At 73.5% G+C, this 25,498-nt stretch carries 21 protein-coding genes, 3 tRNA genes and 1 pseudogene; 17 read left to right on the plus strand and 8 right to left on the minus strand.

What is annotated here, in order from left to right; translation table 11 throughout:
• Window positions 1–37 precede the first annotated feature (37 nt).
• Window positions 38–496, minus strand: a complete 459-nt coding sequence (locus J1792_RS01595) for a hypothetical protein (RefSeq protein WP_086573821.1) — start codon at window positions 494–496, stop codon at window positions 38–40.
• A gap of 266 nt (window positions 497–762) precedes the next feature.
• Between J1792_RS01595 and J1792_RS01600 the strand changes: the two genes are divergently transcribed.
• Window positions 763–2,175: a tetratricopeptide repeat protein gene (locus J1792_RS01600; RefSeq protein WP_086573819.1), complete on the plus strand. Its 1,413-nt coding sequence runs from the start codon at window positions 763–765 to the stop codon at window positions 2,173–2,175.
• Window positions 2,176–2,202: 27 nt separating this feature from the next.
• Here J1792_RS01600 and J1792_RS01605 read toward each other — a convergent pair whose 3' ends face one another.
• Window positions 2,203–2,796, minus strand: coding sequence for a histidine phosphatase family protein (locus J1792_RS01605; protein WP_086573818.1), 594 nt, complete (start codon window positions 2,794–2,796; stop codon window positions 2,203–2,205).
• Between the two features lie 243 nt (window positions 2,797–3,039).
• Here J1792_RS01605 and J1792_RS01610 point away from each other — a divergent pair, with 243 nt between their 5' ends.
• The 7 genes and pseudogenes from J1792_RS01610 to J1792_RS01640 all read left to right on the plus strand — a co-directional run bounded on the left by J1792_RS01610 (window position 3,040) and on the right by J1792_RS01640 (window position 9,356).
• Window positions 3,040–4,029: a phosphatase PAP2 family protein gene (locus J1792_RS01610; RefSeq protein WP_086573816.1), complete on the plus strand. Its 990-nt coding sequence runs from the start codon at window positions 3,040–3,042 to the stop codon at window positions 4,027–4,029.
• Entirely contained in the window at window positions 3,950–5,146 is a 1,197-nt protein-coding gene (locus tag J1792_RS01615; RefSeq protein WP_086573815.1) for a hypothetical protein, read from the plus strand. The genes J1792_RS01610 and J1792_RS01615 overlap by 80 nt, the downstream gene beginning before the upstream one ends.
• Window positions 5,137–6,723 carry a hypothetical protein gene (locus J1792_RS01620; RefSeq protein WP_207246539.1) on the plus strand — a complete coding sequence of 529 codons (1,587 nt, stop codon included), beginning with the start codon at window positions 5,137–5,139 and terminating at the stop codon, window positions 6,721–6,723. The genes J1792_RS01615 and J1792_RS01620 overlap by 10 nt, the downstream gene beginning before the upstream one ends.
• Before the next feature lie 8 nt (window positions 6,724–6,731).
• Window positions 6,732–8,072, plus strand: a complete 1,341-nt coding sequence (locus J1792_RS01625) for an AAA domain-containing protein (RefSeq protein ID WP_207247062.1) — start codon at window positions 6,732–6,734, stop codon at window positions 8,070–8,072.
• A gap of 77 nt (window positions 8,073–8,149) precedes the next feature.
• Window positions 8,150–8,515 (plus strand): DUF8844 domain-containing protein, encoded by a 366-nt coding sequence (locus tag J1792_RS01630; protein ID WP_207246540.1) that lies wholly within the window; start codon window positions 8,150–8,152, stop codon window positions 8,513–8,515.
• A gap of 144 nt (window positions 8,516–8,659) precedes the next feature.
• Window positions 8,660–9,292, plus strand: a pseudogene (locus tag J1792_RS01635) (bifunctional DNA primase/polymerase).
• Window positions 9,283–9,356 (plus strand) — tRNA-Lys (locus tag J1792_RS01640). Before J1792_RS01635 ends, J1792_RS01640 begins: the two are co-directional and overlap by 10 nt.
• A 71-nt stretch (window positions 9,357–9,427) precedes the next feature.
• Here the strand turns inward: J1792_RS01640 and J1792_RS01645 are convergent.
• Window positions 9,428–10,663, minus strand: coding sequence for a M6 family metalloprotease domain-containing protein (locus J1792_RS01645; RefSeq protein ID WP_207246541.1), 1,236 nt, complete (start codon window positions 10,661–10,663; stop codon window positions 9,428–9,430).
• 418 nt (window positions 10,664–11,081) lie between these two features.
• Between J1792_RS01645 and J1792_RS01650 the strand changes: the two genes are divergently transcribed.
• Complete coding sequence (locus J1792_RS01650) at window positions 11,082–12,842, plus strand: putative bifunctional diguanylate cyclase/phosphodiesterase (RefSeq protein WP_207246542.1); 1,761 nt, start codon at window positions 11,082–11,084, stop codon at window positions 12,840–12,842.
• Window positions 12,843–12,956: 114 nt separating this feature from the next.
• Here J1792_RS01650 and J1792_RS01655 read toward each other — a convergent pair whose 3' ends face one another.
• Complete coding sequence (locus tag J1792_RS01655; RefSeq protein ID WP_207246543.1) at window positions 12,957–14,060, minus strand: LLM class flavin-dependent oxidoreductase; 1,104 nt, start codon at window positions 14,058–14,060, stop codon at window positions 12,957–12,959.
• A 304-nt stretch (window positions 14,061–14,364) separates the two neighbouring features.
• Here J1792_RS01655 and J1792_RS01660 point away from each other — a divergent pair, with 304 nt between their 5' ends.
• The 5 genes from J1792_RS01660 (at window position 14,365) to J1792_RS01680 (ending at window position 17,490) form a co-directional block, all read left to right on the plus strand.
• The gene (locus tag J1792_RS01660; protein ID WP_207246544.1) at window positions 14,365–15,123 is read left to right on the plus strand and encodes an IclR family transcriptional regulator; all 759 of its coding nucleotides are present in this window, start codon (window positions 14,365–14,367) and stop codon (window positions 15,121–15,123) included.
• Window positions 15,124–15,234: 111 nt separating this feature from the next.
• Window positions 15,235–15,308 (plus strand) — tRNA-Lys (locus J1792_RS01665).
• Window positions 15,309–15,430: 122 nt separating this feature from the next.
• Complete coding sequence (locus J1792_RS01670) at window positions 15,431–15,838, plus strand: hypothetical protein (protein ID WP_207246545.1); 408 nt, start codon at window positions 15,431–15,433, stop codon at window positions 15,836–15,838.
• 78 nt (window positions 15,839–15,916) lie between these two features.
• Entirely contained in the window at window positions 15,917–16,669 is a 753-nt protein-coding gene (locus J1792_RS01675; protein ID WP_207246546.1) for a DsbA family protein, read from the plus strand.
• Window positions 16,666–17,490, plus strand: a complete 825-nt coding sequence (locus tag J1792_RS01680) for a cytochrome c biogenesis CcdA family protein (RefSeq protein ID WP_207246547.1) — start codon at window positions 16,666–16,668, stop codon at window positions 17,488–17,490. The genes J1792_RS01675 and J1792_RS01680 overlap by 4 nt, the downstream gene beginning before the upstream one ends.
• 105 nt (window positions 17,491–17,595) lie before the next feature.
• Here the strand turns inward: J1792_RS01680 and J1792_RS01685 are convergent, their stop codons facing one another.
• Together J1792_RS01685 and J1792_RS01690 are read right to left on the minus strand one after the other, a co-directional pair.
• A complete protein-coding gene (locus J1792_RS01685) occupies window positions 17,596–18,186 on the minus strand; it encodes a lytic polysaccharide monooxygenase auxiliary activity family 9 protein (protein WP_086569537.1) in 591 nt (196 codons plus the stop codon).
• 157 nt (window positions 18,187–18,343) lie between these two features.
• Window positions 18,344–19,003 carry a C40 family peptidase gene (locus J1792_RS01690; RefSeq protein ID WP_086569539.1) on the minus strand — a complete coding sequence of 220 codons (660 nt, stop codon included), beginning with the start codon at window positions 19,001–19,003 and terminating at the stop codon, window positions 18,344–18,346.
• 271 nt (window positions 19,004–19,274) lie between these two features.
• Between J1792_RS01690 and J1792_RS01695 the strand changes: the two genes are divergently transcribed.
• The 3 genes from J1792_RS01695 to glxA all read left to right on the plus strand — a co-directional run bounded on the left by J1792_RS01695 (window position 19,275) and on the right by glxA (window position 23,528).
• Window positions 19,275–19,348 (plus strand) — tRNA-Lys (locus J1792_RS01695).
• 341 nt (window positions 19,349–19,689) lie between these two features.
• Entirely contained in the window at window positions 19,690–21,549 is a 1,860-nt protein-coding gene (locus J1792_RS01700) for a glycosyltransferase family 2 protein (RefSeq protein ID WP_207246548.1), read from the plus strand.
• On the plus strand, window positions 21,546–23,528 hold the full coding sequence (gene glxA / locus J1792_RS01705; RefSeq protein ID WP_086569542.1) for a radical copper oxidase GlxA: 1,983 nt from the start codon (window positions 21,546–21,548) through the stop codon (window positions 23,526–23,528). The genes J1792_RS01700 and glxA overlap by 4 nt, the downstream gene beginning before the upstream one ends.
• A 64-nt stretch (window positions 23,529–23,592) precedes the next feature.
• Here the strand turns inward: glxA and J1792_RS01710 are convergent, their stop codons facing one another.
• Window positions 23,593–24,645 carry a glycoside hydrolase family 6 protein gene (locus J1792_RS01710; protein WP_086569544.1) on the minus strand — a complete coding sequence of 351 codons (1,053 nt, stop codon included), beginning with the start codon at window positions 24,643–24,645 and terminating at the stop codon, window positions 23,593–23,595.
• 164 nt (window positions 24,646–24,809) lie between these two features.
• The gene (locus J1792_RS01715; protein ID WP_207246549.1) at window positions 24,810–25,496 is read right to left on the minus strand and encodes a class F sortase; all 687 of its coding nucleotides are present in this window, start codon (window positions 25,494–25,496) and stop codon (window positions 24,810–24,812) included.
• Window positions 25,497–25,498: the final 2 nt, after the last annotated feature.

A 25,498-nucleotide genomic window follows, 5' to 3' on the forward strand; every position in this document is an offset into this window, starting at 1 on the left:
GCTCCGGCCGCGGCGGCGGCCCGGCGGAACGGGTGCCTCAGCGGCAGCGGTCGACGGCCTCGATCGTGCGGGCGGCCTCGCCGAGGGCGGCGCGCAGCACGGCCGGGTCGGTGGCCCAGGCGTAGGCGGCGTCGGGCGCGACGAGCCAGCCGGTGCCCTTGACGGGCGGCATGCCGACCGCCGGGTGCGGCCCGCGCCCGTAGGTCTGGGTGCAGGCGCTGCCCGGCACGTCCCAGCGGTCGGCGGTGCCGGGCGGGACGAGGAAGCCGAGGGTGTCGCCCTCGCCGTCGTGCAGCACGGGCCCGACGCCGTCGCGCAGCCGGAGGATGTCGACCGCCTCGAGGCCCTGCCGGGAGGGGACGGTGACGAGGTCGCACGGCCGGCCGTCCTCGGCGGCGGCCCGCGTCGGGCTGGGGGAGGGGCCGTGGTCCTGACGCGGCCGGTGCGGCGCCGTCGTCCGTGAGCCGCCGCCGATGTCCACTCCGGCCTCCGCCACGGGAAACCCTCCTCACGCCAGTGCCACTCCGCGTCGAGCGCGCTCACGCTCGGAGGGTTCAACGGCCGTGGGCGTCAACGGCTACGGCGCCATGCCGCGCCAAAGGATGGCAGTTCATGGCGGATGACAGGTGGGATATCCCGTTTGTAGGCAAACCCGGCGTAGTCGCCCCGCCACAGCCGGTACGGTCGTCACGCCACACGGCAAGCACAGCCGCCCGCCCCGCGGGTTGCCCCCGGGGCGGCTCGCCAGGGAGAGGGTCCGCCATGGCGTCGCACCGCGCGTCCTCGTCAGCACGCCCCAACACCGCCTTCCGGGAACTGCGCGGACAGCGCTCACCAGGGGAGTTCGCGGCGGCGGTGCGGCGGGCGGGCCGCGAGATCAGCGAGCACGTCTCCTGCGACGCGCGCTATGTCGGGCGTGTCGAGTCGGGCGAGATCCGCTGCCCCAACTACGCCTACGAGCGGGTGTTCCGGCACATGTTCCCCGGCCTCGAGCCGGTGGACATGGGCTTCGCACCGCGCGAAACGGTGCGTGGACGGGGGGCGCGCAAAAAGGGTTCCGCGCTGCCCGGGCAAACCGAGAGCCCCGCCGAAAGCCGTACCTCCCCCGGGGCCTCTCCCGGGGCGGACGGGGCCTTCGCACGAGGCTCCGGCAGCAACTTCGACAGCAACAAGGAGAGCGACGTGTTGCGTCGCGCGTTCATGACCTCCGGCACGGCCGCCATGGCCGCCGCCTCCCTGGGCGCCGCCCCCGGCACCCCGGGCCCGCGCCGCGCGGGAGAGCCCGAGGCCTGCGCCGTCGAGCAGGCGGTCCGGCAGATCCGGGTACTCGACGACCGGCACGGCGCCGACGGCCTCTACCGGCGCGCCGGCCGCCCGCTGAAGGCGGCCTACGCGCTGCTCGACGCGCAGACGCGGCGGCGGTCGGTGGCCGACCGGCTGCACGCGGGGGCGGGCGAGCTCGCCATCTCGGTGGGCTGGCTGGCCCATGACTCGGGCCGCTTCCCCGACGCGCGCTCGCACTACGCGGAGGCGCTGGCGACCGCCCGGGTGGCGGGCGACGCGGCGCTGGAGGCGCACGCCTTCTGCAACACAGCCTTCCTCGCCCGGGACGCGGGGCGGCCCCGCGAGGCGGTGCGCGCCGCACAGGCCGCGCAGCGGGCCGGCCGGCGGCTGGGCTCGGCGCGGCTGATGTCCCTGCTGGCCCTGCGGGAGGCCGGCGGCTGGGCGCGGCTGGAGGACCGGGCGGCGTGCGAGGAGGCGCTGCTGCGCGCGCGCACGTTGTTCGGGCGGGGGCCGGACGACGCGGACCCGGAGTGGATGACCTTCTTCGGCGAGGCGGAGCTGGAGGGCCTGGAGGCCCAGTGCTGGTCCGCCCTCGGCGACTGGCGGCGCGCGGCGGAGCACGCGGAGCGGGCGGTGGACCTGCAGGACCCGCACTTCGCGCGGAACATCGCCCTCTACACCGCCCAGCTGGCGGGCGACCTGGCCCGCGGCGGCGCCCCGGACGAGGCGGCGGCCGCCGGGTGCCGGGCGCTGGACCTGCTGGAGGAGGTCCGCTCGTCCCGGGTCCGCACCATGCTGACCGCCACGGCGCGGCAGTTGCGCCGGCACGCGGCGGAGCCGGTGGTGGCGGGCTTCCTGGCCCGCCACCGGCCCGCCGCGCAGGCCGGGTAGGCGGGCGCCGGCGGGGCCGGCGGTGCGTCAGCCGAGGTGGCCGGTGTCGTTCAGGCGCACCAGCGCGGGGGCGCCGTAGGCCCAGCCCAGGACGGACAGGGACGTCGGGTCGAGGCGGATGCGGGAGCCGAAGAAGAGGTCCTCGCCCAGCCAGCGGGCCACGATCGTGCGCAGGATGTGGCCGTGCGCGAAGACCAGGACGTCGCGGTCGGCCGAGCGGGCCCACTCGACGACCTCGTCGGCGCGGGCGGCGACCTGCTCGCGCGTCTCGCCCTCGGGGACGCCGTCGCGCCAGATGAGCCAGTCCGGGCGGCCCGCCTTGATCTCGGCGGGCGTCATGCCCTCGTAGGCGCCGTAGTCCCACTCCATCAGGGCGTCCCAGTCGCTCGCCCGGTCCCCGAAGCCGGCCAGCTCGCACGTCTCCTTGGCGCGCACGAGCGGGCTGGTGCGCACCTCGACGTCCGGCAGGGCGTTCCACGGCGCGCGGTGCAGGCGCTCGCCGAGCAGCTTGGCGCCGCGCCGGCCCTCGTCGAGCAGCGGGATGTCCGTGCGGCCGGTGTGCTTCCCGGACAGCGACCACTGCGTCTGTCCGTGCCGGGCCAGCAGGATGCGCGGTGCCATGGCGAGGGCCCCTTCACAAGATTTCGGTGACTTTCGCGACAGTTCCGGCGTGACGTCGGTTCCGTCCAGCCCCCATCATCACTCACTTCACTCTCAGGCAACCCTCTGGCCAGCGACGGCGTCTCCCCTCCCGCCGCCTCGGGGTTCCGGGAAAGTCCCGGGGCGGTGTGCGCGCAATGTGGCGTACACCGTACGGTTGCAAGCGCGCTTGTTGGCCGCCTGAACAAATGGAGAGCCGTCCGGATGTACCGCACCGCACCACTCGGGAAGCGGCCGCGCTGGTGGACCGAACTGCCACTGATAGCCGTGGTGTACGGGCTGTACACGGCGGGCCGGCTCCTGGTCAGGGGAGATGTGCAGTCGGCCGTGGATCACGGCCTCGGCATTCTCGATCTTGAAAAAACGTTCCGAATAGACTTCGAGCACCCGCTCAACCGTCTGTTCACCAGCCATCCGGCGATCGGCATACCCGCGGACTTCGCGTACGCCGCCCTGCATTACCTCCTCACTCCCGCGCTGCTGGTCTGGCTCTTCCGACGCCGCCCCGACCACTACCGCCGGATGCGGACCTGGCTGATGATCTCCACCCTCATCGGCCTCATCGGCTTCACCCTGCTGCCCACCTGCCCGCCCCGCCTCCTCGACGACGCCCAGGGCTTCGTGGACACGATGCACCAGTACTCCGCGTACGGCTGGTGGGGCCGCGACGCCAGCGCCCCGCGCGGTCTGGGCGGGCTCACCAACCAGTACGCGGCCATGCCGAGCCTGCACGTCGGCTGGGCCCTGTGGTGCGGGGTGGCGCTCTGGCGCCACGGCCGCGCCACCTGGACGAAGGTCGCGGGCGTGGCCTACCCGCTCGCCATCGCCCTCGTGGTGATGGGCACCGCCAACCACTACTTCCTCGACGCCGTCGCCGGCGTCGCCGTGATGGGCGCGGGCTTCCTGCTCTCGCGGCCCGCGGTGCGCCTCGCCGACCGGATCCGGACCCGCTTCGCCGGCGCCGCGCCCGCGGAAACCGCCGGGACGCCCGCGATTGTCAGTGGCGGGTGCGAGACTGCGGCGGGTACTGCGCTCGTCCGGACGTCCTCCCCCGGCTCCCCGGCCGGAGCCGGCCGTCCGGGAGCGCCGGAGAGACTTCGCGAGGCGGACGCCAGTGACCAGATCCCCCGTCAGCCGGCCCGGGGCGAGGCCGGAGACAGCCGCACCGACGGCGCTGCGACAGCGGCTCGCTGAGCTGCGCGGCCCGGCCGTCGCACCGCTGCCGCTCGACGCCCGCGCGCTCGCGGCGCTGGCCGCGAACCCCGGCTGCCACCGCCGGGCCCTGCTCGACGGCGCCGGCGTCGACAAGGCGGCCCTGGCCCGGGCGCTCGGCTCGCCGGCGACGTTCGGACAGTCCCAGTTCGCGTTCGTGCGCGGCCACGCCTTCGAGGCCCGCGCGAAGGACGACGGCGGCACGGAGCTGATCCGCCTGCTGTGCGAGCGGCTCGGCGACGGCTCGCCCCCGCCGCCCGGACCGGGCGGCGTCGACACGCCGGACCTCGCCGCCTCCGGGCCCGAGGGGCGCACGGCCCGCACCGCCCTCGCCCTGCGCGAGGCCACGGCCGCCGGCCGGTGGGCGCTGCTGGACCACCCCATGCTGGCCCTGTCCGTGGCCGGCACGCCCGCGTACCTGGAGCCGGACGCCGTCGTGGTCCACCCCGACGGCGGCTGGACGGTCGTGGAGATCAAGTCCTTCGCCATGGTCGACGGCGCGGCCGACGCGGCGAAGGTGGGGGCGGCCGCCCGCCAGGCGGCGGTGTACGCGCTGGCCCTGGAGCCCGTCGCCGAGCGCATCGGCGACGGCGCCTCGGTCCGCCACAGCGCGCTGCTGGTCTGCCCGAAGAACTTCTCCAACCTCCCCGACGCCGCCCTCGTCGACCTCCGCAAGCAGGTCGCCACGACACGCCGTCAGCTGGACCGGCTGACGGGCGTCGCCGACATCGCCGACGGCCTCCCCCACGGCACGACCTTCGACCTCTGCCTGGCCGACGACGGGCGGACGCCCACCCGGCCGGCCGACGAGCTCGCCGCCGCGGTCGACGCCGTCGGCGCGGCGTACGCCCCCGAGTGCCTGGCGGCGTGCGAGCTGGCCTTCCACTGCCGCGCCCGGTCCCGGGCGGCGGACGCGGTGCAGACCCTGGGCCGCGCGCTGCGCGCCGAGCTCGGCGGTCTGAGCACGATCGAGGCGGTCCTCGCCGCGGCGGCCGGCGAGGCCGGCGACCCCGGCGATCCGGCGGTCGCCGCGCTGCGCCGCGCGGCACGGCTGCGGGCGGAGTCGCTGGAGACGGCGGGAGCGGCGTCATGTCCCTGATCGACACCCTCGCCCGGCTGGAGGCCGCGCGGGACGGGCGGGCCCGGCCGCTGGCCACCGTGCGGCACCGCCATGTCTCCGACCGGCCGCTGGTGTTCGTGCCGCTGACCACCGCGGGCGAGGCCGGTGCTCCGCTCGGGGCGCTCGTGGGCACCGAGCGGGACGCCCCCCGCCTGCTCGTCGTGGCCCAGCCGCGCGACCGCGACCTGCGCTCGGCGTTCCTCGCGGAGCTGGCCGACGCCATGCTGCCCCGCATCGAGGAGTGCGCCGACGCCGTCGAACGCGAGGAGCGCAAGGAGACCGACCCGACGACGGGCAAGAAGGTGCCGGTCGAGGTCGAGCTGTGCGCGGACGCCCCGCAGGTGGTGGTGCCGAGCGCGGCGGGCGTGGAGTACGTCCGGCTGCTCGGCCGTTCGATGCGCTTCCGCCGCACCGCCGAACAGGACCCCGACGCGCCGCATCCGGCTCCCCCTCGGGTGCCGCTGCTCGGGCGCTGGCTGACGCACTTCGGGGAGCGCTCGCGCGTCCCCGGCTCGTCGCTGCTGCTGGCGATGACCCAGGTGCTGGGCCGCCACTGGGCCACCGGCCAGAGCGTCCTCGAGGACCAGCACCTGGGGGCCCTGCTGGCCTGGATCGACCCGCCGGAGGGGACGTCGGGCGCTGCGGCCGCCCTGCGGGCGGAGCTGGCCCGCGACGCGGAGGGCCTGCCGGCCCACCCGCCCGCGGGCCCCGCCACCGACCCGGTCTTCGACAACAAGCGGCTGGCCCCGGCCATCGCCCGCTACGACCGGGCCCGCGCGGACGTCCTCCAGGCGTCGCCGCACCGGTTCGCGGCGGCGCACCGGGCGCTGGCCGACGCCGAGCGGGAGATACGCGACCTCCTGGAGGGGCAGCTGCGGCCCACCTGGGACGCCGTCTGGCAGGGCATCGACCTGCTGCGCGCCCTGCCCGAGGGCGCCCGCGTCGGCGAGCGCTGGAAGCGCGACCGCTGGTCGTACACCGCGCACCGCGACCGCGTCCGCGCCGGGGAGCCCCCGCAGCCGCGGCGGGACGACGCCGTGACGGCGGCCCGCAAGCTGGCCGCCCGCGAGACCGCGCAGGCCCAGCTCGACGCGCAGGAGGCGCTCGACGATCCGCTGGTGATGGCCGGGCGGCGGCTGGCCGGTGAGGCCTTCGCCGGGCCGGTCGCCGAGGTGGTGATGGAGTATTCGGAAGCGAAGATTCCGCGTCCGCGCCCGCTGGTGACCCTCCGCACCCAGGACGCCCCGCACGTCGCCGACGGCGTGAAGCTGCACCGCGCGCTGCCGGACGGCAGGTCCCAGCCCGCGGAGTTCGTCTCCCACGGCCCGGACGGCACCCTGACCGTACGGCTGACCGGAGGCATGGGGCGCGGCAAGACCCCGGAGGCGGGCTCCGTGCCCGAGCCGGGGGACCAGGTGTGCTGGACCCTCTTCGAGCACGCCCCCAGGGGCGGCCCCGAGCTGCCCGAGCCCGAGCAGACGCCCTGGACCCACGGCGGCCCGCCGGCCGCCGCGGCCGAGGCCCCCGACCCGGTGACCGCGGAGGACCACCTGTGACCGTACGCATGGAGCGCGGGCGCGCCTTCGACCCCGGCCGGGCGGCTGCCGAGGCCACGGACGCGATCCTGCGCGACACCCTGCACGGCCCGCACCGCGGCGTCGTCGTGGACTCCCCGCCCGGCGCAGGGAAGTCGACACTGGTCGTCCGGGCGGCCCGGGAGCTGGCCGCCGCCGGGCGCCCGCTGATGATCGTCGCCCAGACCAACGCCCAGGTCGACGACCTCGTGCTGCGCCTGGCCAAGCAGGACCCCGACCTGCCGGTCGGCCGGCTGCACAGCAGCGAGCGCCGCGCCTACGACCCTGCCCTCGACGCGCTGGACTCCGTCGTCACCTCGGCGAAGGCCGCCGATCTCGCCGGGCTGGACGTCGTGGTCTCCACGGCCGCCAAGTGGGCGCACACCAAGATCGCCGAGCCATGGGGCCACGCCATCGTCGACGAGGCGTACCAGATGCGCTCGGACGCGCTGCTGGCCGTGGCCGGGCTCTTCGAACGGGCGCTGTTCGTGGGCGACCCGGGGCAGCTCGACCCCTTCAGCGTGGTCGGCGCGGAGCAGTGGGCGGGGCTGTCGTACGACCCGTCGGCGAGCGCGGTCAGCACCCTGCTCGCCCACAACCCCGGGCTTCCCCAGCACCGGCTGCCGGTCTCCTGGCGGCTGCCCGCCTCCGCCGCGCCGCTGGTCTCGGACGCCTTCTATCCGTACACGCCCTTCCGCAGCGGCACCGGCCACGGCGACCGGCGGCTCGCCTTCGCGGTGCGCTCGGACGGCTCCGGACCGGACCGGGTGCTGGACGAGGCGGCGGAGTCGGGGTGGGGCCTGCTGGAGCTGCCCGCGCGCCACACGCCCCGTACGGACCCGGAGGCGGTGGGCGCGGTCGCGCACGTCGTCCGGCGGCTGCTGGACCGCGGCGGGGCCGTGACGAGCGAGAGCGCGCCGGATCCGGCCCCGCTGACGGCGGAGCGGATCGCGGTGGGCACGGCCCACCGCGACCAGGCCGCGGCCGTCCGCGCGGCCCTTGCGGAGCTCGGCGTGGCCGGGGTCACGGTGGACACGGCGAACCGGCTCCAGGGGCGCGAATTCGACGTCACGGTCGTGCTCCACCCCCTGTCGGGCCGCCCCGACGCGACGGCGTTCCACCTGGAGACCGGCCGCCTGTGCGTCCTGGCCTCGCGGCACCGGCACGCGTGCGTGGTGGTCTGCCGGGCGGGCGTCGACCGCCTGCTGGACGACCACCCCGCCACGGAACCGGTGCAGCTGGGGGTGACGGTGAAGTTCCCGGACGGGTGGGAGGCCAACCACGCGGTCCTGGCCCACCTGGCCGAGCACCGCGTCCCCTGGCGGCCGTGAGGGGGCCGTGGCGCGGGGGCGCACTTGCGCGCGGCAGGACAATGGATGACGGTGCAGACGATTCTGGAGGTATGTACATGTGCGAGCCGAAGCAGGCTCCCGGCGCGCAGGACAGTGCTCCGCGCCGCCTGAAGCCCGCGCAGCTGCTCTTCGAGCCACCCGAGGCCGTCGCCGATCCGGAGCACTTCTTCGACCTCGAGTCGATCGAGGACCCGCGTGAGCTGCTGTCCCGCTCCACCGAGCTGGCACTGGCCTTCCGCGCGGCAGCGGACCGGGCGACGGAGTACCAGGCGGTGGCGGCGGCTCAGCTCGCCGATCCCCGGCGTTTCGACAGACTGCCGACGGCCGTCATCGCCGAGCATGCCGAGTGGAGCGAGGACTACACGAAGAAGATGGTCGAGTTCGGCCGTGACCTGCTGCGCGGCAGCAGCGCCCGCGACTGATCCGACGCGGCCCATGATCTTCGATCATGGGCCGTTGGCATATGCGGGGGCGCACCGTAGCGCACCCCCCGCGGCCCTGTCCCGAATTCCCCGAACTCCCCCGGGCGCACCCCGCCGGGCCGCCGACCATAGGGCCATGACCACCTGGCCGCACGATCCGCGTCCCGTCCGCCCCCGGCCCGCCGCCCCCACGTCCCGCTCGCCGGGGCCGACTGGCTGGCCTCCGCCAGCCGCTTCCCGCACAGCGTCCACGCCCTGTGGGCCGAGGACCCGCTGGCCACGGTCATCCTGCCCTGCGGCACGGCGTTCGACGTGATCGACGCCCCGATGCTGTTCGGCCGCCGGATGCTCGACCGCCTGTGGTCGCCGGCGGGCCCCGGCTCGGGCCCGGTCGCGGCGCAGCGCGGCCGGCTCCTGCTGTTCGCCGCGCCCGGCACGGCCCAGCGGCTGCCCGCGCTGCTGGCCTGGGAGGAGTGGGGAGGCGAAGGCCGGACGGCACCGCCGCCGCTGCTCTCCTACGGCACGGGCGACGCCGTGACCGTCCCGCCGCTCTGCCCGCCGCCCGCGGGGCTCGAGCCCACCCCGCCCGCCAGCCGCTGGCTGGTCGTCCCGGACGGCCGCAGTCCCTGGCTCCCGGCGGCGGACGTCCTGCTGTGGGCCTGTGTACGGGCCGCGCGGGCGACCCCTGTACCCACCCCTGCGGCGGGCTGAAACATACGGATTTTCTTTCCACCGGACCGGGGTGCTAAAGTCTTCCACGTCAGCAGGCGCCGCTAGCTCAGTTGGTTAGAGCAGCTGACTCTTAATCAGCGGGTCCGGGGTTCGAGTCCCTGGCGGCGCACCGACAGACGAAGGCCCTCACCACTGGTGAGGGCCTTCGTCATGTCCGGGCTCCGGCACGCCGCGGAGGATTCACCTCCGGGTCACCCGTACCTTCCACGCCCCGGTCACCGTGTGCCCCACCACGTCCACCCGTACCCCGTCCGCGCTCAGCGACTCGCCCGTCACCAGCGGCGCGTCGGCCAGCGGCGGGTAGACCGACTCGCCCCAGCAGGCGTGGGTGCCCGGATGCCCGTCCAGCACCTGGACCGGCCCGCCGCCCGAGGCGGTGTCGCTGCGCACCCGGTAGACCAGTACGCCCTCGGTGCAGGTGGCGGCGTCGTTGCCGGAGGCGCCCCGCGCCTCGACGACGATCGCGCTGGTCACCCCGGTGCGGGCCACCACCATGCGGGTGCGCCCGTCCGTGCCCGGGCGCATCGGGGCCTCGAGCGGCTGGATGACGTGCGCCGAGCCGCCGGAGCGGCTGACGCACTCGACCTGGCGGGGGCCGAGCCAGCCCAGCTTCCACTTGTGCCAGCCGAAGGGGTCCGAGGCCAGCCCGAACTGGCTGCCCATGAGGTCCCAGTCGCCGACGTGGGTGTCCCAGTCGCCCTTGCCGTCGGTCGGCCGGTGGTAGAGGTCGGGCAGGTCCAGGACGTGCCCCGTCTCGTGGGCGAGGACGTTGCGGTCCGGCGGGTGGTGCTCGAAGACCGTGACGACGCGGTGCAGCTCCGTGCCGTCGACGGCGATGGGCTCCTCGAGGTTGACGACCTTGGTCGCGTCGGAGTCGACGCCCGGGGCGTCGGGGTCGGCGACGAGGTAGACGAGGTTGTAGCGCCGGAAGTTCACGTCCTTGTCCACGGCGGCGATGGCGTCCCGCAGGTAGGCGGAGCGCTGTTCGCCGTCCCAGTCGCGCTGTATGTGGTAGTCCCCGGAGGGCCGGGGCATCTGGAACCACCGCTTCAGCGGGTGGGCGCGCAGGGTGAACCGCCCGTAGGACGCCCGCTCGAAGAAGCGGGACGTGCCGGGGAAGTGGTCGGCGGCGAGCCGTTCGGGGGAGACGCTCGGCTTGGAGTCGGGGAACGACAGGAAGACCATGACGGCGTCGAGCCGGCCCACGGGCCGGGGATAGTCCGTGTTCCAGGAGTCGACGCCCTCGGAATGGTGGGCCTGGCTGCGCGGCAGCGCGCAGGGGCCGCCGGGACCGGTCGCGTGCGCCGGGGCGGCGGCGAGGCTGGTGGCGATCGCGCACAGGCTGGTGAGTACGGCACCCGCGCGCTGCAGCCGGGACCGCTCGACGCGGCGCGGCCGCGGCCGGTCCACTCCCATGGGTGTCAGCGGACGCACCACGTCGACCTCCGGGGACGGAATCGGGAGACCTCACCCACCCTCTTGTTATTTGCGGTGTTATGCCCCGTTTCACTACCCCAGTCGAGTGACTAAGCCGACTTCTGGGTACATCACACACGGTCACATGTGGTCAATCGAGAAGACGCAACCATGCAGCTCCAACCGTGATCGCCCATGGATGTGCACAGACGCGCAGAAACGGTCGGACCCCCGCCTGCGGCTCCACCCCTCACGGCCGGGCCGCTGGAACGGTCCCTGCGCGGGCTCTATGCTCGCCACACTTCCAGCACGGAATCCCCCTACAGTCGGCCATTTGCCGCCTTTTCCACCACGCGTACGAGACTCATGAAGACCCGCACGGGACCCGTGCGGAACGAATGCCACGCGGGAGCGAACGTTGAGCGGAACACTCGACGGCCAGGGCGGCACGCCCGGTACGACGCCGCCAGTCGTCACGCAACGTCACGTCACTTCGAATGATTTCCGCGCCGCCTTCCGAGCCGCGCGCCTCGGTATGGCCGTCGTCGGCCGCGACGGCCTCGTACGCACCGCCAACGACGCCCTCGGCGCGCTCCTGGGCACCGACCCCGCCCGGCTCCAGGACTCCCCCGCCGCCGAGTTCACCGGCCTGCGCGAGGACTCCCGCACCTGGAGCGCGTACCGCGACGTCCTGCTGGGCCGCCGCGACCGGCTGCACTGCACCCGCAGACTCCGGCAGCCGGACGGACAGGGGGTGTGGGCCGAGGTGACCGTCACCGCGCTGCCCGACAGCCGCGACGCGCTGCTGTCGGTGGCCGACATCTCCGACCGGCGCGATCTGCGCGCCCGGCTGCGCCACCTGCGGATGCACGACCCGGTGACCCGGCTGCCCAACCGCAGCCTGTTCTTCGAGCGGCTGGCCGCCGCGCTGGCCGCCGCCTCCGTGTCGCGCGGCGGCGGCGGCCGGATCGGGCTCTGCTACCTGGACCTGGACGGCTTCAAGGCCATCAACGACACCCTCGGGCACCGGGCCGGCGACCGGCTGCTGGTCGCGGTGGCCAGACGTCTGACCGAGTGCGCGGCCCCCGGCGGCCACCTGGTGGCGCGGCTGGGCGGCGACGAGTTCGCGCTGCTGGTCGAGGAGTCCGCCGGCACCGAGCAGCTGGTGGACCTCGCGGCGGCCGTACAGGCCAGGCTGGCCCGGCCGTTCGAGGTGGCGGGGCAGCGGCTGGCGGTCTCGGCCAGCATCGGCGTGGTCGAGCGCCCGGCGGCCGGAACGCACGCCACCGAGCTGATGCAGGCCGCCGACACCACGCTCTACTGGGCGAAGGCCGACGGGAAGGCCCGCTGGACGCTCTTCGACCCCGAGCGCAACGCCCACCGGATGACCCGGCAGGCCCTCTCCAGCACCCTGCGCCCGGCGGTCGAACGGGAGGAGTTCTCCCTGCAGTACCAGCCGCTGGTGGGGCTGGACGACGGCGTCGTACGGGGCGTGGAGGCGCTGGTGCGCTGGCACCACCCGCAGTTGGGGACGCTGGCGCCGAACCGCTTCATCGGCCTGGCGGAGGAGACGGGCGCCATCGTGCCGCTCGGCCGCTGGGTGCTGGCGACCGCCTGCCGCCAGGCGCGGCGCTGGCAGCTGGACCACCCCGCCGAACCGATCCTGGTCAGCGTGAACGTGGCGGTGCGTCAGGTGTGGGACTCGGACCTGGTGGCGGACGTGGCGGCGATCCTGGCGGAGACCGGGCTGCCGGCCCGCCTGCTCCAGCTGGAGCTCACCGAGTCGGCGGTGATGGGCTCGGCGGGCCGGCCGCTGCAACAGCTGCAGGCGCTGAGCGACATGGGCGTCGCCATCGCCATCGACGACTTCGGCACCGGCTACTCCAACCTCGCCTACCTCAGCCGCCTGCCCGTCTCCACCCTCAAGCTCGACGGCTCCTTCGTCCGCGGCTTCCGCACCGAGGAACACCCCAACCCCGCCGACGAGACGATCGTCGAGGCGCTCGTCCAGCTCGCGCACCGGCTGGGCCTGACCGTCACGGCCGAGTGCGTGGAGAGCGCGGAACAGGCCGAGCGCCTGGGGCGGATCGGCTGCGACACGGGCCAGGGGTGGTTCTACTCCCGCCCCGTGCCGCCGGAACGCATCGACGCGCTGCTCGGCGCGGGCGTACGGCCCTAGGCGCGGGCGTACGACCCGGAGCCGGGGCGTACGGCCCGAGGGCGCGGCGCCCCGCCGGCCGGGCCGCACCCCCGTGGCGGTCCGTCCGGCGGGGCGGGGCCCCGGCGCCCGCGGCTACGCGCCGCCGGGGAGCCCGAACGCGTCGGCTATCAGCTCGTAGCTGTGCAGCCTCGCCTCCGGGCCGTGGGCGTTGGTCGTGATCATCAGCTCGTCCACGCCGGTCCGCTCGGCCAGCGAGGTCAGTTGCTCGCGCACCTCGTCCGGCGTGCCGAAGACGACGTTGCGCAGCCAGTCGGCGACGAACTCCTGCTCGGCCAGGCCGTACGCGTAGGAGGCGGCCTCCTCAGGCGAGGGCACCAGGCCCGGACGCCCGGTGCGCAGGCGGAGCATGGACAGCGCGCCGGTGAGGACCTGGCGGCGGGCCTCCTTGGCGTCGTCCGCGGCGAACGCCTGGACGCCGATCTTGGCGTACGGGCGGTCGAGGACGGCGGACGGCCGGAAGGACTCGCGGTACACCTCGAGGGCGGGCAGGGTGTTGGCCGCCGAGAAGTGGTGGGCGAAGGAGAACGGCAGGCCGAGCAGCCCGGCCAGGCGTGCGCTGAAGCCCGAGGAGCCGAGCAGCCAGATCGAGGGCCGGTCGGCGCGCTGCACCCCGCCGGGCACCCGGCCCTGGATCGGCCCCGGTACGGCGTGGATGCGGGCGTAGGGGTGGGCGTCGGGGAAGTCGTCGTCCAGGAAGCGGGTCAGCTCGGAGAGTTGCTCCGGGAAGTCGTCGGCGCCCTGCGGCATCCGGTCCTGGCGACGCAGCGCGGCCGCGGTCGCGCCGTCGGTGCCCGGCGCCCGGCCGAGGCCGAGGTCGATGCGGCCCGGGGCCAGGGCCTCGAGCGTGCCGAACTGCTCGGCGATCACCAGCGGGGCGTGGTTGGGCAGCATCACACCGCCGGAGCCGAGGCGGATGCGCTCGGTGTGGGCGGCGACGTGCGCCAGGATGACGGCCGGGGAGGAGCTGGCGACCCCGGGCATCGAGTGGTGTTCGGCGACCCAGAAGCGGTGGTAGCCGCGCCGCTCGGCGAGGCGCGCGAGGTCGACCGTGGTGAGCAGCGCCTGCCGGGCGGTCCGGCCGGTGCCGACCGTGGCCAGGTCGAGGACCGACAGGGCCACGGGGGCGCTGCCGAGGGGTTTGGCCCGGATGATGTCGTCGTCCCGCACGTCGGCCACGGTGGCCCGCCTCCCTGATTGAGCAAGAACCTGAATCGGGCAGGAGCCCGAGCGGACAGGAGCTGTCCGGGGTGCGGCGTCGCACCCTGAGCGGCCACAACCGGAGCCTCTCTCCGATTATTCCCGGCGGGCCTCGGCGGTCCCGGGCGGGCACCCTGAGGACGGAGGCATATGCCAAGGTCGCAAAGCCCAGGACAGGGGTACGGGTGGGGCGTTCATTCTGTTCAACACCGCCTCCCGGAAGCCGGATTCACCCTTATCGTGGAGAGCGGGACACCCGCAGGAACATCGCTAGGGGGAGACCGTGGCGCTCAGGCCCGAGCCGACCGCACCGTTCCACTCGGTGCAGTACGCCCTGCGCGTGCTGGAGACGGTCGCCAAGTACACCGGCGGCGTCAGCGAGGCGCAGATCGTCCGGGAGACCGGACTGCCCGCCGGACACCTCGCCCACCTGCTGCTGATGCTCCGCCGCGAGGAGTACGTCGAGCGCACCGGCGACGGGGCGTACGTCACCGGCGAGGCGCTGGCCCTGCTGAGCTCGGGCGGCGACCGCAAGCAGGCGCTGGCCGCCAAGCTCCAGCGATCCCTGCACACGCTGCGCGACAGGGTCGGCGCGGCCGTCTACCTCAGCAGCTACGTCGACGGCGAGATCCGGATCACGCAGTACGCGGACGGGCCCCGCACCCCCAAGGTCAACGAATGGGTCGACTTCCGTTCCGCCGCCCACGCCACGGCGCTCGGCAAGTGCCTGCTGACCCAGCTCGACCAGGACGACCGGCGCGACCACCTCTCCCGGCACCGCACCGCCCGCCTCACCTCCCGCACGATCACCAACGAGAAGGTCCTCTTCAGCCGGCTGGCCGCCCAGCCCGCCACCGTCCCGGTCCTCGACCTCCAGGAGTACGCGGTGGGCACGGTCTGCGCGGCCGTCCCGATCACCGCGGGCCGCTCGGTGGGCTCGCTGGTCCTGTCCCTGCCGCTCGAGCACGCCCACCGGCTGCGCGAGGCGGCGGACACGCTGAACCGCCACGCCGCGCCGATGCTGCTGTCGCTGACCCTGTAGGGCGGGGCCCCGACAGCCCGTGGCGCGGGGCGGAGCGGGGGTCCGAGGGGCTGGCGTGACCGGTGGTTCGGAACACCCCCGGACATCAGGTAGAGTTTTCTCTGTCAGCAGGCGCCGCTAGCTCAGTTGGTTAGAGCAGCTGACTCTTAATCAGCGGGTCCGGGGTTCGAGTCCCTGGCGGCGCACAGACAGTCGAAGGCCCCCACCGATCGGTGGGGGCCTTCGTCGTACGGCCCGTAGCATGGGAGGCCGTCTCCCGCCCCGGGCGGAAGAGACCGGCGAGGACAGAGGGGAAGGAGGGGCGCGCGTGTCGCAGCGACGCCGTCCGACGGCAGCCGCCGTGCTCCTGCTCCTTATCGCCGCCGTCTTCGCCCCCTCCCTGTGCGGCGTCTCCCCCGCCGTCCACGCGCCAGCGGGCACGTCCGCCCTCGCCGCGACCCGCGCCCACACCACCGCCGCGGCCGCCGCGCCCAAGGACCGGCCCGAGGCCCGGCCCCGGGCCGAGGCCGCCGACACCGGCGGCACCTGCCGCCAGCAGGACGTTCCCCTCAAGGGCGCCGAGGTCGCCGTCGCCGCCGCGCACGCCGACCCCGTCACCGGCCCGGGCGCCACCCGCCTGGCGCTCCCCAGACCGAGGCCCCCGCCCCGGCGCCCCACGGGCGCCGCCCGTGCCGTCGCCGGCTGCGCCGAGCTGCTCCCCGTCCTGCGGATCTAGGACCGCCCCCGCCACGGCCCCGCACGGGCCGTGCTCCGGCATGCCCAGATCCTCACGACCCATGGAGCACCACCTCACATGTCCGCACGCGTCTCCACGCCCTCCCGCCGCCTGGCGGCCATCGGCGCGATCATCGCCCTCGTCGTGGCCGTCACCGCCGCCGGCATCGCCCTCGCCAGGAACGGCGGCGACTCCGGCAGGCACGAGCCCTCCGCCGCCCAGCCCGCCTTCGACCCGCAGCAGCCCACGTACGACCGGCTGGAGAAGATCACCAGCCGCCGCGACAAGGGCGACCCCCTGGCCGTCGGCAGGGCGGACGCGCCCGTCGTGCTCGTGGAGTACGCCGACTACCAGTGCTCCTTCTGCGGCCGCTTCACCCGGGAGACCCAGCCCGAGCTGGTGCGCAAGTACGTGGACGAGGGCGTCCTGCGCATCGAGTTCCGCAACTTCCCGATCTTCGGCAAGGACTCCGAGCGCGCCGCCCGCGCCGCCTGGGCCGCCGGCCGCCAGGGCCGCTTCGCGCAGTTCCACCATGAGGTCTTCGCCAAGCTCCGCAAGGGCGACGCCCTCGCCGAGGACAAGCTCGTCGACATGGCCGGCACGGCGGGCGTCAAGGACCTCGACAGGTTCCGCGAGGACCTGAACGGCTCCGACGCCGAGGCCGCCGTCAAGAAGGACCAGGAGGAGGGCTACGCCCTCGGCGTCAAGAGCACACCCACCTTCCTCGTCGGCGGCCGGCCGCTGGCGGGCGCCCAGCCGCTGAAGGAGTTCGAGGCCGCCGTCACCCAGGCCAAAGCGGTGAAGGACGCCGCCGGGAAGTCCGGCAAGTGACCGACATCGGCTACCTCGCCGCCTTCCTGGGCGGCGCACTCGCCCTGGTCAGCCCGTGCAGCGCCCTGCTGCTGCCGGCGTTCTTCGCGTACTCGCTCGCGAGTCCCGGCCGGCTGCTCGCACGGACCTGCGTCTTCTACCTCGGGCTCGCCACCACGCTCGTACCGCTCGGCGCCGCCTCGAGCGCCGCCAGCCGGCTCTTCAACGGCCACCGGGACCTGCTGGTCACCACCGGCGGCTGGGTGGTGATCGCCCTGGGCGTCGCACAGATCGTGGGCCTCGGCTTCGCCTCGAAGAAGGCCCAGGCGGCCGCCGGGCGCATCACGCCGCGCACCGCCGCGTCGACGTTCCTGCTGGGCTGCGTGTACGGACTGGCCGGCTTCTGCGCCGGACCCATCCTCGGCGCGGTCCTGACGGTGACCGCCGTCAACGGCAACCCGGTGTACGGGGCCTCGATGCTGGCCGTCTACGCGCTGGGCATGGCGCTGCCGCTGTTCGTCCTGGCCCTCTTCTGGGACCGCTTCCGGCTCGGGGGGCGCGCCTGGCTGCGCGGCAGGGAGATACGCCTGGGCCGGCTGCGGCTGCACACCACGTCCCTGGTCTCCGGTCTGTTCTTCATCGGCATCGGGACGCTCTTCCTCGTCTACGACGGGACGACCGGCCTGCCGGGCGTCCTGGACGCCGACCAGGAGTTCCGCCTCGAGGAGCTGGCCTCCCGGGTGGGCAACGCGGTGCCGGACTACGCGCTGCTGGCCGTCGTCGCCCTGGTGGTGGCGGGGGTGCTCGCCCGGATCGCCCTGCGGCGCGACCCCGACGAGTGAGCGCCGCCGGGTGAACACCGCCCGAGTGAGCGCCGCCGGATGAGTGCCGTGGGGTGATCGCCGACCGGTCACCCCACGGCCGTCCTCATGGGCGGCGGCCGGACGTCAGAACTGGACGTCGGAACAGGCGTAGAACGCGTTGCCCGTGTCCGCGATGGTCCAGACGGCGACGATCAGCTGCTTGCCGGTCCTCCCGGCGGGGAGGGTGCCCTGGTGGCTGACGGTGGCGTCGGGGACGCGGCCTCCGTACGGCACCGTCAGGAAGGGCTGGGTGGCGAGGTCCGCCCGGGTGAGCGGCCTCTGGGGGTCGTAGGTGCTGTTGGTGAGGTAGTAGCGGAAGTCCGTGGTGGCGTGGCGTGCGGTGATCCTCCAGCGGAACGTCAGGTTCTGGCCCGCCGTGACCTGGGTGGCCGGCCACTGTCCGCCGCGCGGGTCGTCGAGCTCGGCGAAGCGGCTGTTGCCGCCGGCGCAGATGGTGCCGTCGGAGGGGCCGCGGGACGGGAAGCCCTTGGGGCCCTCGACGGACTGGGGCTCCCACTGGATGTCGCCGCAGTCCTGGACGGTGCCCCGGGAACAGAGCACCTGGCGACTGGTGGGGGCGTCGGTGTAGCCGTGACCGGAGGCGCTCGTGGTGGAGAGGACCGAGACGCAGGCGACTCCTGAGCCGATGATCGCCGCACTGATCTTTTTGCGCATGCTGGCACTCCTCGAGAACGTGGGGGGTTCTGTGAGTCGAGTGGGTTGCGGTCCAGACCAATACGGAGGCTAGACCCGGATATTCGCCATGTCCAGGCCAAATTCGCACCCTTGACACACCACGGTCACCTCACCGACCGCGACCACCGCCACCCCGTCAGCGCGCCGCCGTCCGGGTGACACGCCCGTACATGTGCGGGTTGTAGTCGGCGAACGTGGAGATCCGGACCCGGGTGCCGGGGCGGGCCGCCTCGAGGTAGCGGCCGCCCCCCAGATAGATCGCGACATGGTGCACCCCGGAGGCCCGGCCGTCGCTGGACCAGAAGACGAGGTCGCCGCGGCGCAGGTCGCCGCGCGGGATGCGCCGGGTGGCCCGGTACTGGTCGGCGGCCAGGCGCGGCAGGCGGACGCCGGCCCGGGCGTAGGCCCGCTGGACCAGCCCGGAGCAGTCCCAGCGGTGCGGCCCGACGCCCCCGAGGGCGTACGGGTCGCCCACCTGGCGCAGCGCGAAGACGAGCGCGGGCTCGAGGGCGGGGACGGCGCCCGCGCCCTCCGCCTCCGCGAGGTTTTGATCCGCGAGGTCCTGGCCTGCGGCTTCACGGCCGGCGAGCTCCTGGGCTGCGAGCTCCGGGTCGTCGGGCTTCGGCTCCAGCGTGGCGGTGTCGGCCCCCTGACCGGGGCCCGGCCGTGGCGGCTCCGCCGCCCGCGCGACCGCCCCCGGCCCGGCGATCGCCGCGGCCCCCAGCGCCGCCAGCAGTGCGGCGCGCATGGCGCCCCGCCGACGGCGGGCGCCCTCCCCGGATATGTCCTCGGGCATCTCCTTGGCCGCCTTTCCTCCGGCTTCCGGCGGCCCCGGGCGGCTTCCGCTGATTTTTTTCGGCCACCGCCCGGGCGCTCGGCACAGCGTCTCAGCGACCGAAAGGGACCGCACGTCGCCCAGGCGCTACCGTACGTAGCAAATATTCATGTCATTACCGGACGTATCGGACTCGATTTCGCCGGATCACCCCCACGGGCTCCCGAGGCCCCGCATCGCGGGGGTGGTCAAAGGCACCCCCGGAGTCGGGTAGAGTTTTCTCTGTCAGCAGGCGCCGCTAGCTCAGTTGGTTAGAGCAGCTGACTCTTAATCAGCGGGTCCGGGGTTCGAGTCCCTGGCGGCGCACGCGAGTCTCAAGGCTCCTCACCTTTCGGTGAGGGGCCTTGAGTCGTTCTCCGGGCGATACGAACACACAAGCGTGTCACCCGTGACCACTTGGGCAACATTCGTACGCATCTTCGTTCGACGTACCGCTTTGCCCGGTAAACACCTTGTTTCACCCTTGCGATCATGATGCGGGGTCCGAGATCCTGAAACGCACAGCTTCACCCAATGTCACTGTCTGACCAGTGAGTTGGTTGGTGCCGGGGGGAGCCGGCACCTGCGCGCCCGCGCGGCCGAGGGGGGCCCGCGGGGCCACGCACTGGCACGTACACGCATTCACCATGCGTGCGGGGGGATGACTCATGACGTCCACGCCTGCCGATGCCCGGCAGCAGACCTACGATCCATCGGTGACGACCCGGCTGCGCTTTCCGGCCCCGGCCGGCACGGGAGGCCGTCCCCGGCACTCCGACCCGCCGAGGCTCTCGCCGCCCCACCATCGCAAGCCGCTTCCGCGCTTCGACTACGAGCACTACAGCCGCCTCGCCGGCCCGCTCACCGACCCCGGCGAGGGCCCCGGCCCGTACCGCGTCCGCTACCGCAGCCTGCTCGCCGACGAGCCGCACCGCGTCCAGGCGGCGCTGCTGCTGGGCGCCGCGCCCGTGGTCTCGCTCGGCCTGCTGGTGTGGCTGATGCAGCCCGCCCACTGGACGCAGCGCGAGAACGGCACCACCCTCATGCGGGTCCTGGACACCGTGATGCTGGTGTCCATCGGCCTGATCGAGCTCTTCCGCACGCTCAACGTCACCTCCAACGCCCACGCCACGCTCGTCGCCCGCGATCCCATACCGGTCGTGCCCGAGACCGGCACCCGCGTCGCCTTCCTCACCTCCTTCGTGCCCGGCAAGGAGCCGATCGAGATGGTGACCCGGACCCTGGAGGCGGCCGTCCGGGTGCGCCACCGCGGTCCGGTGCACGTATGGCTGCTCGACGAGGGCGACGACCCCGAGGTCAAGGACGTCTGCCGGAGGCTGGGCGTGCACCACTTCAGCCGCAAGGGGGTCGAGAAGTGGAACCTTCCCAAGGGCCCGCACCGCGCGAAGACCAAGCACGGCAATTACAACGCCTGGCTCGACGCGCACGGCGACGACTACGACTTCTTCGCCTCCGTGGACACCGACCACGTACCGCTGCCGAATTTCCTCGAGCGCATGCTCGGATATTTCCGTGACCCCGATGTCGCCTTTGTCGTTGGACCGCAGGTGTACGGGAACTACGACGCGGCCGTCACCAAGGCCGCCGAAAGCCAGCAGTTCCTCTTCCACGCCCTCATCCAGCGCGCCGGCAACCGCTACGGCGCCCCCATGTTCGTCGGCACCAACAACGCCGTGCGCATCAGCGCCCTCAAGGGCATCGGCGGCCTGTACGACTCGATCACCGAGGACATGGCCACCGGCTTCGAGCTGCACCGCCACCGCAATCCCGGGACGGGCAGAAAGTGGCGCTCGGTCTACACCCCGGACGTCCTCGCCGTCGGAGAGGGCCCGAGCGCCTGGACGGACTTCTTCACCCAGCAGCTGCGCTGGTCCCGGGGCACCTACGAGACGATCATCAAGCAGTACTGGAAAGGGCCCTTCACCCTTTCCCCGGGGAAGTTCCTCAACTACACCCTGATGGTCATCTACTACCCGATGACGGCTGTCAACTGGATGCTCGGCGCATTGAGCTGCGCGCTCTTCCTGGGGCTCGGCGCCTCGGGAATCTCCATCAATTCCGAAATCTGGATGATGCTCTACAGCGACGCGGCGGCCCTCCAGATCGGGCTCTACGTCTGGAACCGCCGGCACAACGTCTCGCCGCACGAACCCGAGGGTTCGGGCGGCCTGGCCGGCATGGTCATGTCCGCGCTCTCCGCGCCGATCTACGCCCGTTCCCTGACGGACGCGGTGCTGCGCCGCAAGAGCAGGTTCGTGGTCACCCCGAAGGGCGACTCGGCCAGCCCCGACACCCTCTTCGGCACCTTCCGCATCCACCTGTTCTTCCTGATGGTCTTCGGCGGATCGCTGGTGGCCTCGTTGGTCGCGGGCCACACCCATGTGGCGATGCGCACCTGGGCCTCGCTCGCGCTGGCGGTCACCCTCGCGCCGATCGTCGCCTGGTGGTGGACCCTCCACCGCGCGAAGCGGCCCGCCGAGCACCCCGAGGGGGCACCCCAGACATGAGATTCACCCCGAGCCGCCGCACCCGCCGCCTGGCGATCGGTGCGGCGGTCGTGCTCGTACTGGGCGGGATGAACGCACCGGCCATCTGGGGATACGCCGCCGACCAGTACCACGACTACAAGATCAACAAGCCGGAGTACAAGGCCAGGAACGGCCACTGGGACGTGGTGGACGTCCCGGAGGAGTACCGGATCAACACCATCCACGCGGCCCTGCTGCACACCGGCAAGGTGCTGCTCGTGGCCGGCTCCGGCAACAACGCCGCCAACTTCAAGGCCAAGTCCTTCCGCACGGTCCTGTGGGATCCGCGCACGGACACCTACAAGGACATCCCCACCCCCAAGGACCTCTTCTGCTCCGGGCACACCCAGCTGCCCGACGGAAAGCTCCTGGTGGCGGGCGGCACGCAGCGCTACGAGAAGCTCGACGGCGACGTCGACAAGGCCGGCGGCCTGATGATCGTCCACAACGAGAACCCCGACAAGCCGATGACCTTCCCGGCGGGCACCCGCTTCACCGGCAAGGCCAACCACAAGACCTTCGAGTCCAAGGACGCGGTCCTCGTGCCCCGCGCCGCCAAGACCGGCGAGGGCGACAAGGTCAAGGTCACGGCCAGCACGGCGCGGGTGTACGTGGAGGCGCTGGACAAGGGCCACGAGTACGAGACCGGGGCGACGGACAACTACCGCGTCGAGGGCCTGTCCGGCGCCGACGCCCGGAACTCCTACGGCATCGCCAACAAGCTCTCCTTCGACAAGAAGGACTTCCAGGGCATCAAGGACGCCTTCGAGTTCGACCCGGTGGCCGAGCGCTATGTCACGGTCGACCCGATGCACGAGGCCCGTTGGTACCCCACCCTGACCACCCTTCAGGACGGCAGGGTGCTGTCGGTCTCCGGCCTGGACGAGATCGGCCAGGTCGTCCCCGGCAAGAACGAGATCTACGACCCGGCCACCAAGAAGTGGACGTACCTGCCCAAGGAGCGTTTCTTCCCCACCTACCCCGCCCTGTTCCTCACCGACAAGGGCAGGATCTTCTACACCGGCTCCAACGCCGGCTACGGCCCGGCCGACAAGGGCCGGGTGCCGGGGCTGTGGGACCTGGAGAGCAACGACTTCACCGTGGTGCCGGGCATCGGCGACCCGGACATCCTCGAGACCTCGATGTCCGTGCTGCTGCCGCCTGCCCAGTTGCAGCGCTACATGGTCCTGGGCGGCGGCGGGGTGGGCGAGGACCGCAGGTCCACGGCCCGGACCCGCATCGTCGACCTGCGCGACGAGAGCCCCCGCTTCCACGACGGGCCCGACCTCTACGCCAAGGTGCGCTACCCCAGCAGCGTCATCCTGCCCGACGACACCGTGCTGACCACCAACGGCTCCGGCGACTACCGGGGCCGCGGCGACTCCAACGTCATCGCGGCGGAGCTGTACGACCCGAGGGCCAACAGCACCCGCCCGGTCGCCGATCCGCTGGTGGGGCGCAACTACCACTCCGGGGCGCTGCTGCTGCCCGACGGGCGGGTGATGACGTTCGGCTCCGACTCGCTCTTCGGCGACAAGGACAACACCAGGCCGGGCACCTTCCAGCAGCAGATCGACCTCTACACCCCGCCCTACGCCTTCCGGGAGGAACGCCCGGAGATCAAGGACACCGCGCCCCGCACGGTGCGGCTGGGAGAGTCGGCCACCTACCGCGCGGACCGGGCGAAGAGCATCGTCAGGGGCCGGCTGATCCGGCCGGGCTCCTTCACCCACGTCACGAACATCGAGCAGCGCTCGATCGCCCTGGACCTGACCGTCTCGGGCGACACGTTCACCGTGACGCTCCCCAAGGACCCCTCGCTGGTGCCCCCCGGCTGGTACATGCTCAACGTCGTCGACGCGAAGGGGACCCCGTCGGAGGCGGTGTGGGTCAAGGTGCCGGTGGCGGAGGAGTTCTCCCCGGCGGCGGCCGCCGAGTCGTCGGCGAACTCCTCCTGAGCTCCGCTGCTCCACAGTGGGACGGCCGCTCCGGCTCGGTGCCGGACCGGAGCGGCCGGGTGGGTCAGCGGGAGTTGCGGGCCAGCTCGAGGGCGTACGTCTCCCACCACTGGCCGGCGTCCGGGCCGCCCTTGCAGGCGCCGTCCGACTCGCCGGGCCGCTTGACCCAGAGGTAGGCGTCCACGAGCGCGTCCCCGGTCCGGACGGTCGGGGGGGCGCCGAGGGCCCGGCCCGAGGGATTGCACCAGGCCTTCTCGTGGTCGCCGCCGCTGAGCGGGCCGTTGCCGTTGCGGCTGGTGTCGATGACGAAGTGCTTGCCGCCCACGAGGGCGGAGAGCCTGCGGCCGTAGTCCTTGCTGTCCTCGGTGGTCTGGAAGTTGGAAACGTTCAGCGCGAAGCCGTCCGCCCGGTCGATGCCGGCCCGGCGCAGCGGCTCGGCCATCCGGTCGCCCGGCGTGACCCAGCTGGGGTTGCCCGCGTCGAGGTAGACCTTGGTGCGGGGCAGCTCCTTGAGCCTGCCCACGGCCTCCTTCAGCAGGGCGTACCGCTCCTCGTGGAACTGCTGGGGGGTGCAGCCGTCCTCCATGTGCGGCAGCGCGTCGGGTTCGAGGATGACCGTCGCGGTGCGGTCGCCGATACCGCGTACGGCCTTCTCCAGCCAGGCGCGGTAGGCGTCGCCGTCGGCCGCGCCGCCCTGGGAGTACTGGCCGCAGTCGCGGTGGGGGATGTTGTAGAACACGAGCAGGGCGTCCCGGTCGGCCTTGGTGGCCGCCTCGGTGAAGCCCCGGGTCTGGCCCTCCGGGTCGTCCGCGCCCACCCACTCCGCGACCGGCTGCCCGGCGATCTTCTGGATGAGGTCGGCGTCCCGCTTCTTGCCGTCCTCGCGCAGCCGGGTGGCCTCCTTGGCGGCGGTGCCGTCCGGGTTCACCCAGAACGGGGAGGAGGACTTGGGCAGCTGGGAGGCGGGCGACACGGAAGGGGGGTTCTTCTTCGGCGACGCCTCGTCGCCCGACGAGCACCCCGCGACGGCGAGGAGCAGGAGCATCCCCGCGGTCGCCCCCGCCCGTGCCCGCGTCCGGCGGGCCCCACGCGCGCGTCCGGCGTCGCTGCCGTACATCCACTCCCCCTTGGGTGTACTGCCTCTGGCGGTGCCCGGAGATGCCTTCTCAATGCTGGCACAGACGTGCCCACGGCCGTGGGCAGTCATGCCATGACACATACCGAGTCGCCCTGTCGGGCGACTCGGCCGGACCGGGCGCGGCCGCGGCGTCGGACTCATCGTCAGGCCTTTCGGATGTCGGTGGTGGCGAAGGGGGCGGTCGTGTCCGTCAGGTAGGCGGAGACGACGATGTTGGCGCTGTACGAGCGGCGCTCGCGGTCGTAGTTGCCGCCGCAGGTGATCAGGCGCAGCTCGGCCCGGTCGGGCCGGCGCGGCCCGTAGGCCTTCGCGGCGTCGAAGCGGTCCTTGGTGAAGACGGCGACGTCCTCGACGGTGAACTCGGCGGTGGAGCCGTCCGCGCGGGTGACGCCGATCTTCTCGCCGGGGCCGAGGTCGCCGAGTGCGGAGAAGACGGCGGGCGCGCGGTCGGTGTCGAGGTGTCCGACCAGGACGGCCGCGCCCGGGCTGCCGGGGGCGGGTCCTCCCTGGTACCAGGCGACGGCGCCGGGGCGGGTGAAGGGCGGCGGTTCGACGGCGCCCTGCCGGGTCAGGCCGTGGGGCTCGATGGGGGCACGTATGTTCGCGGTGGTGATGGTGAGGGCTCCCGGGCGGGCCGGGGGCAGGGGGTCGTGGGCCGGGGGCAGGGCGTGGCCGGGCCGCCCGGCGGCGGCCACGTCGCCGGTGGTGGGAGAGACCGCCATCGGCACCTCGGTGACGTCCCGGCCCCACAGCCACAGCGCCACCAGCAGCGCGGACCAGGCCATTCCGGTCAGCAGACGGCCTGCACCGCTCGCGCGCTCGTCCGGCATGG

The sequence above is a fragment of the Streptomyces triculaminicus genome, from assembly GCF_017349075.1.
Lineage (GTDB): Bacteria > Actinomycetota > Actinomycetes > Streptomycetales > Streptomycetaceae > Streptomyces > Streptomyces triculaminicus.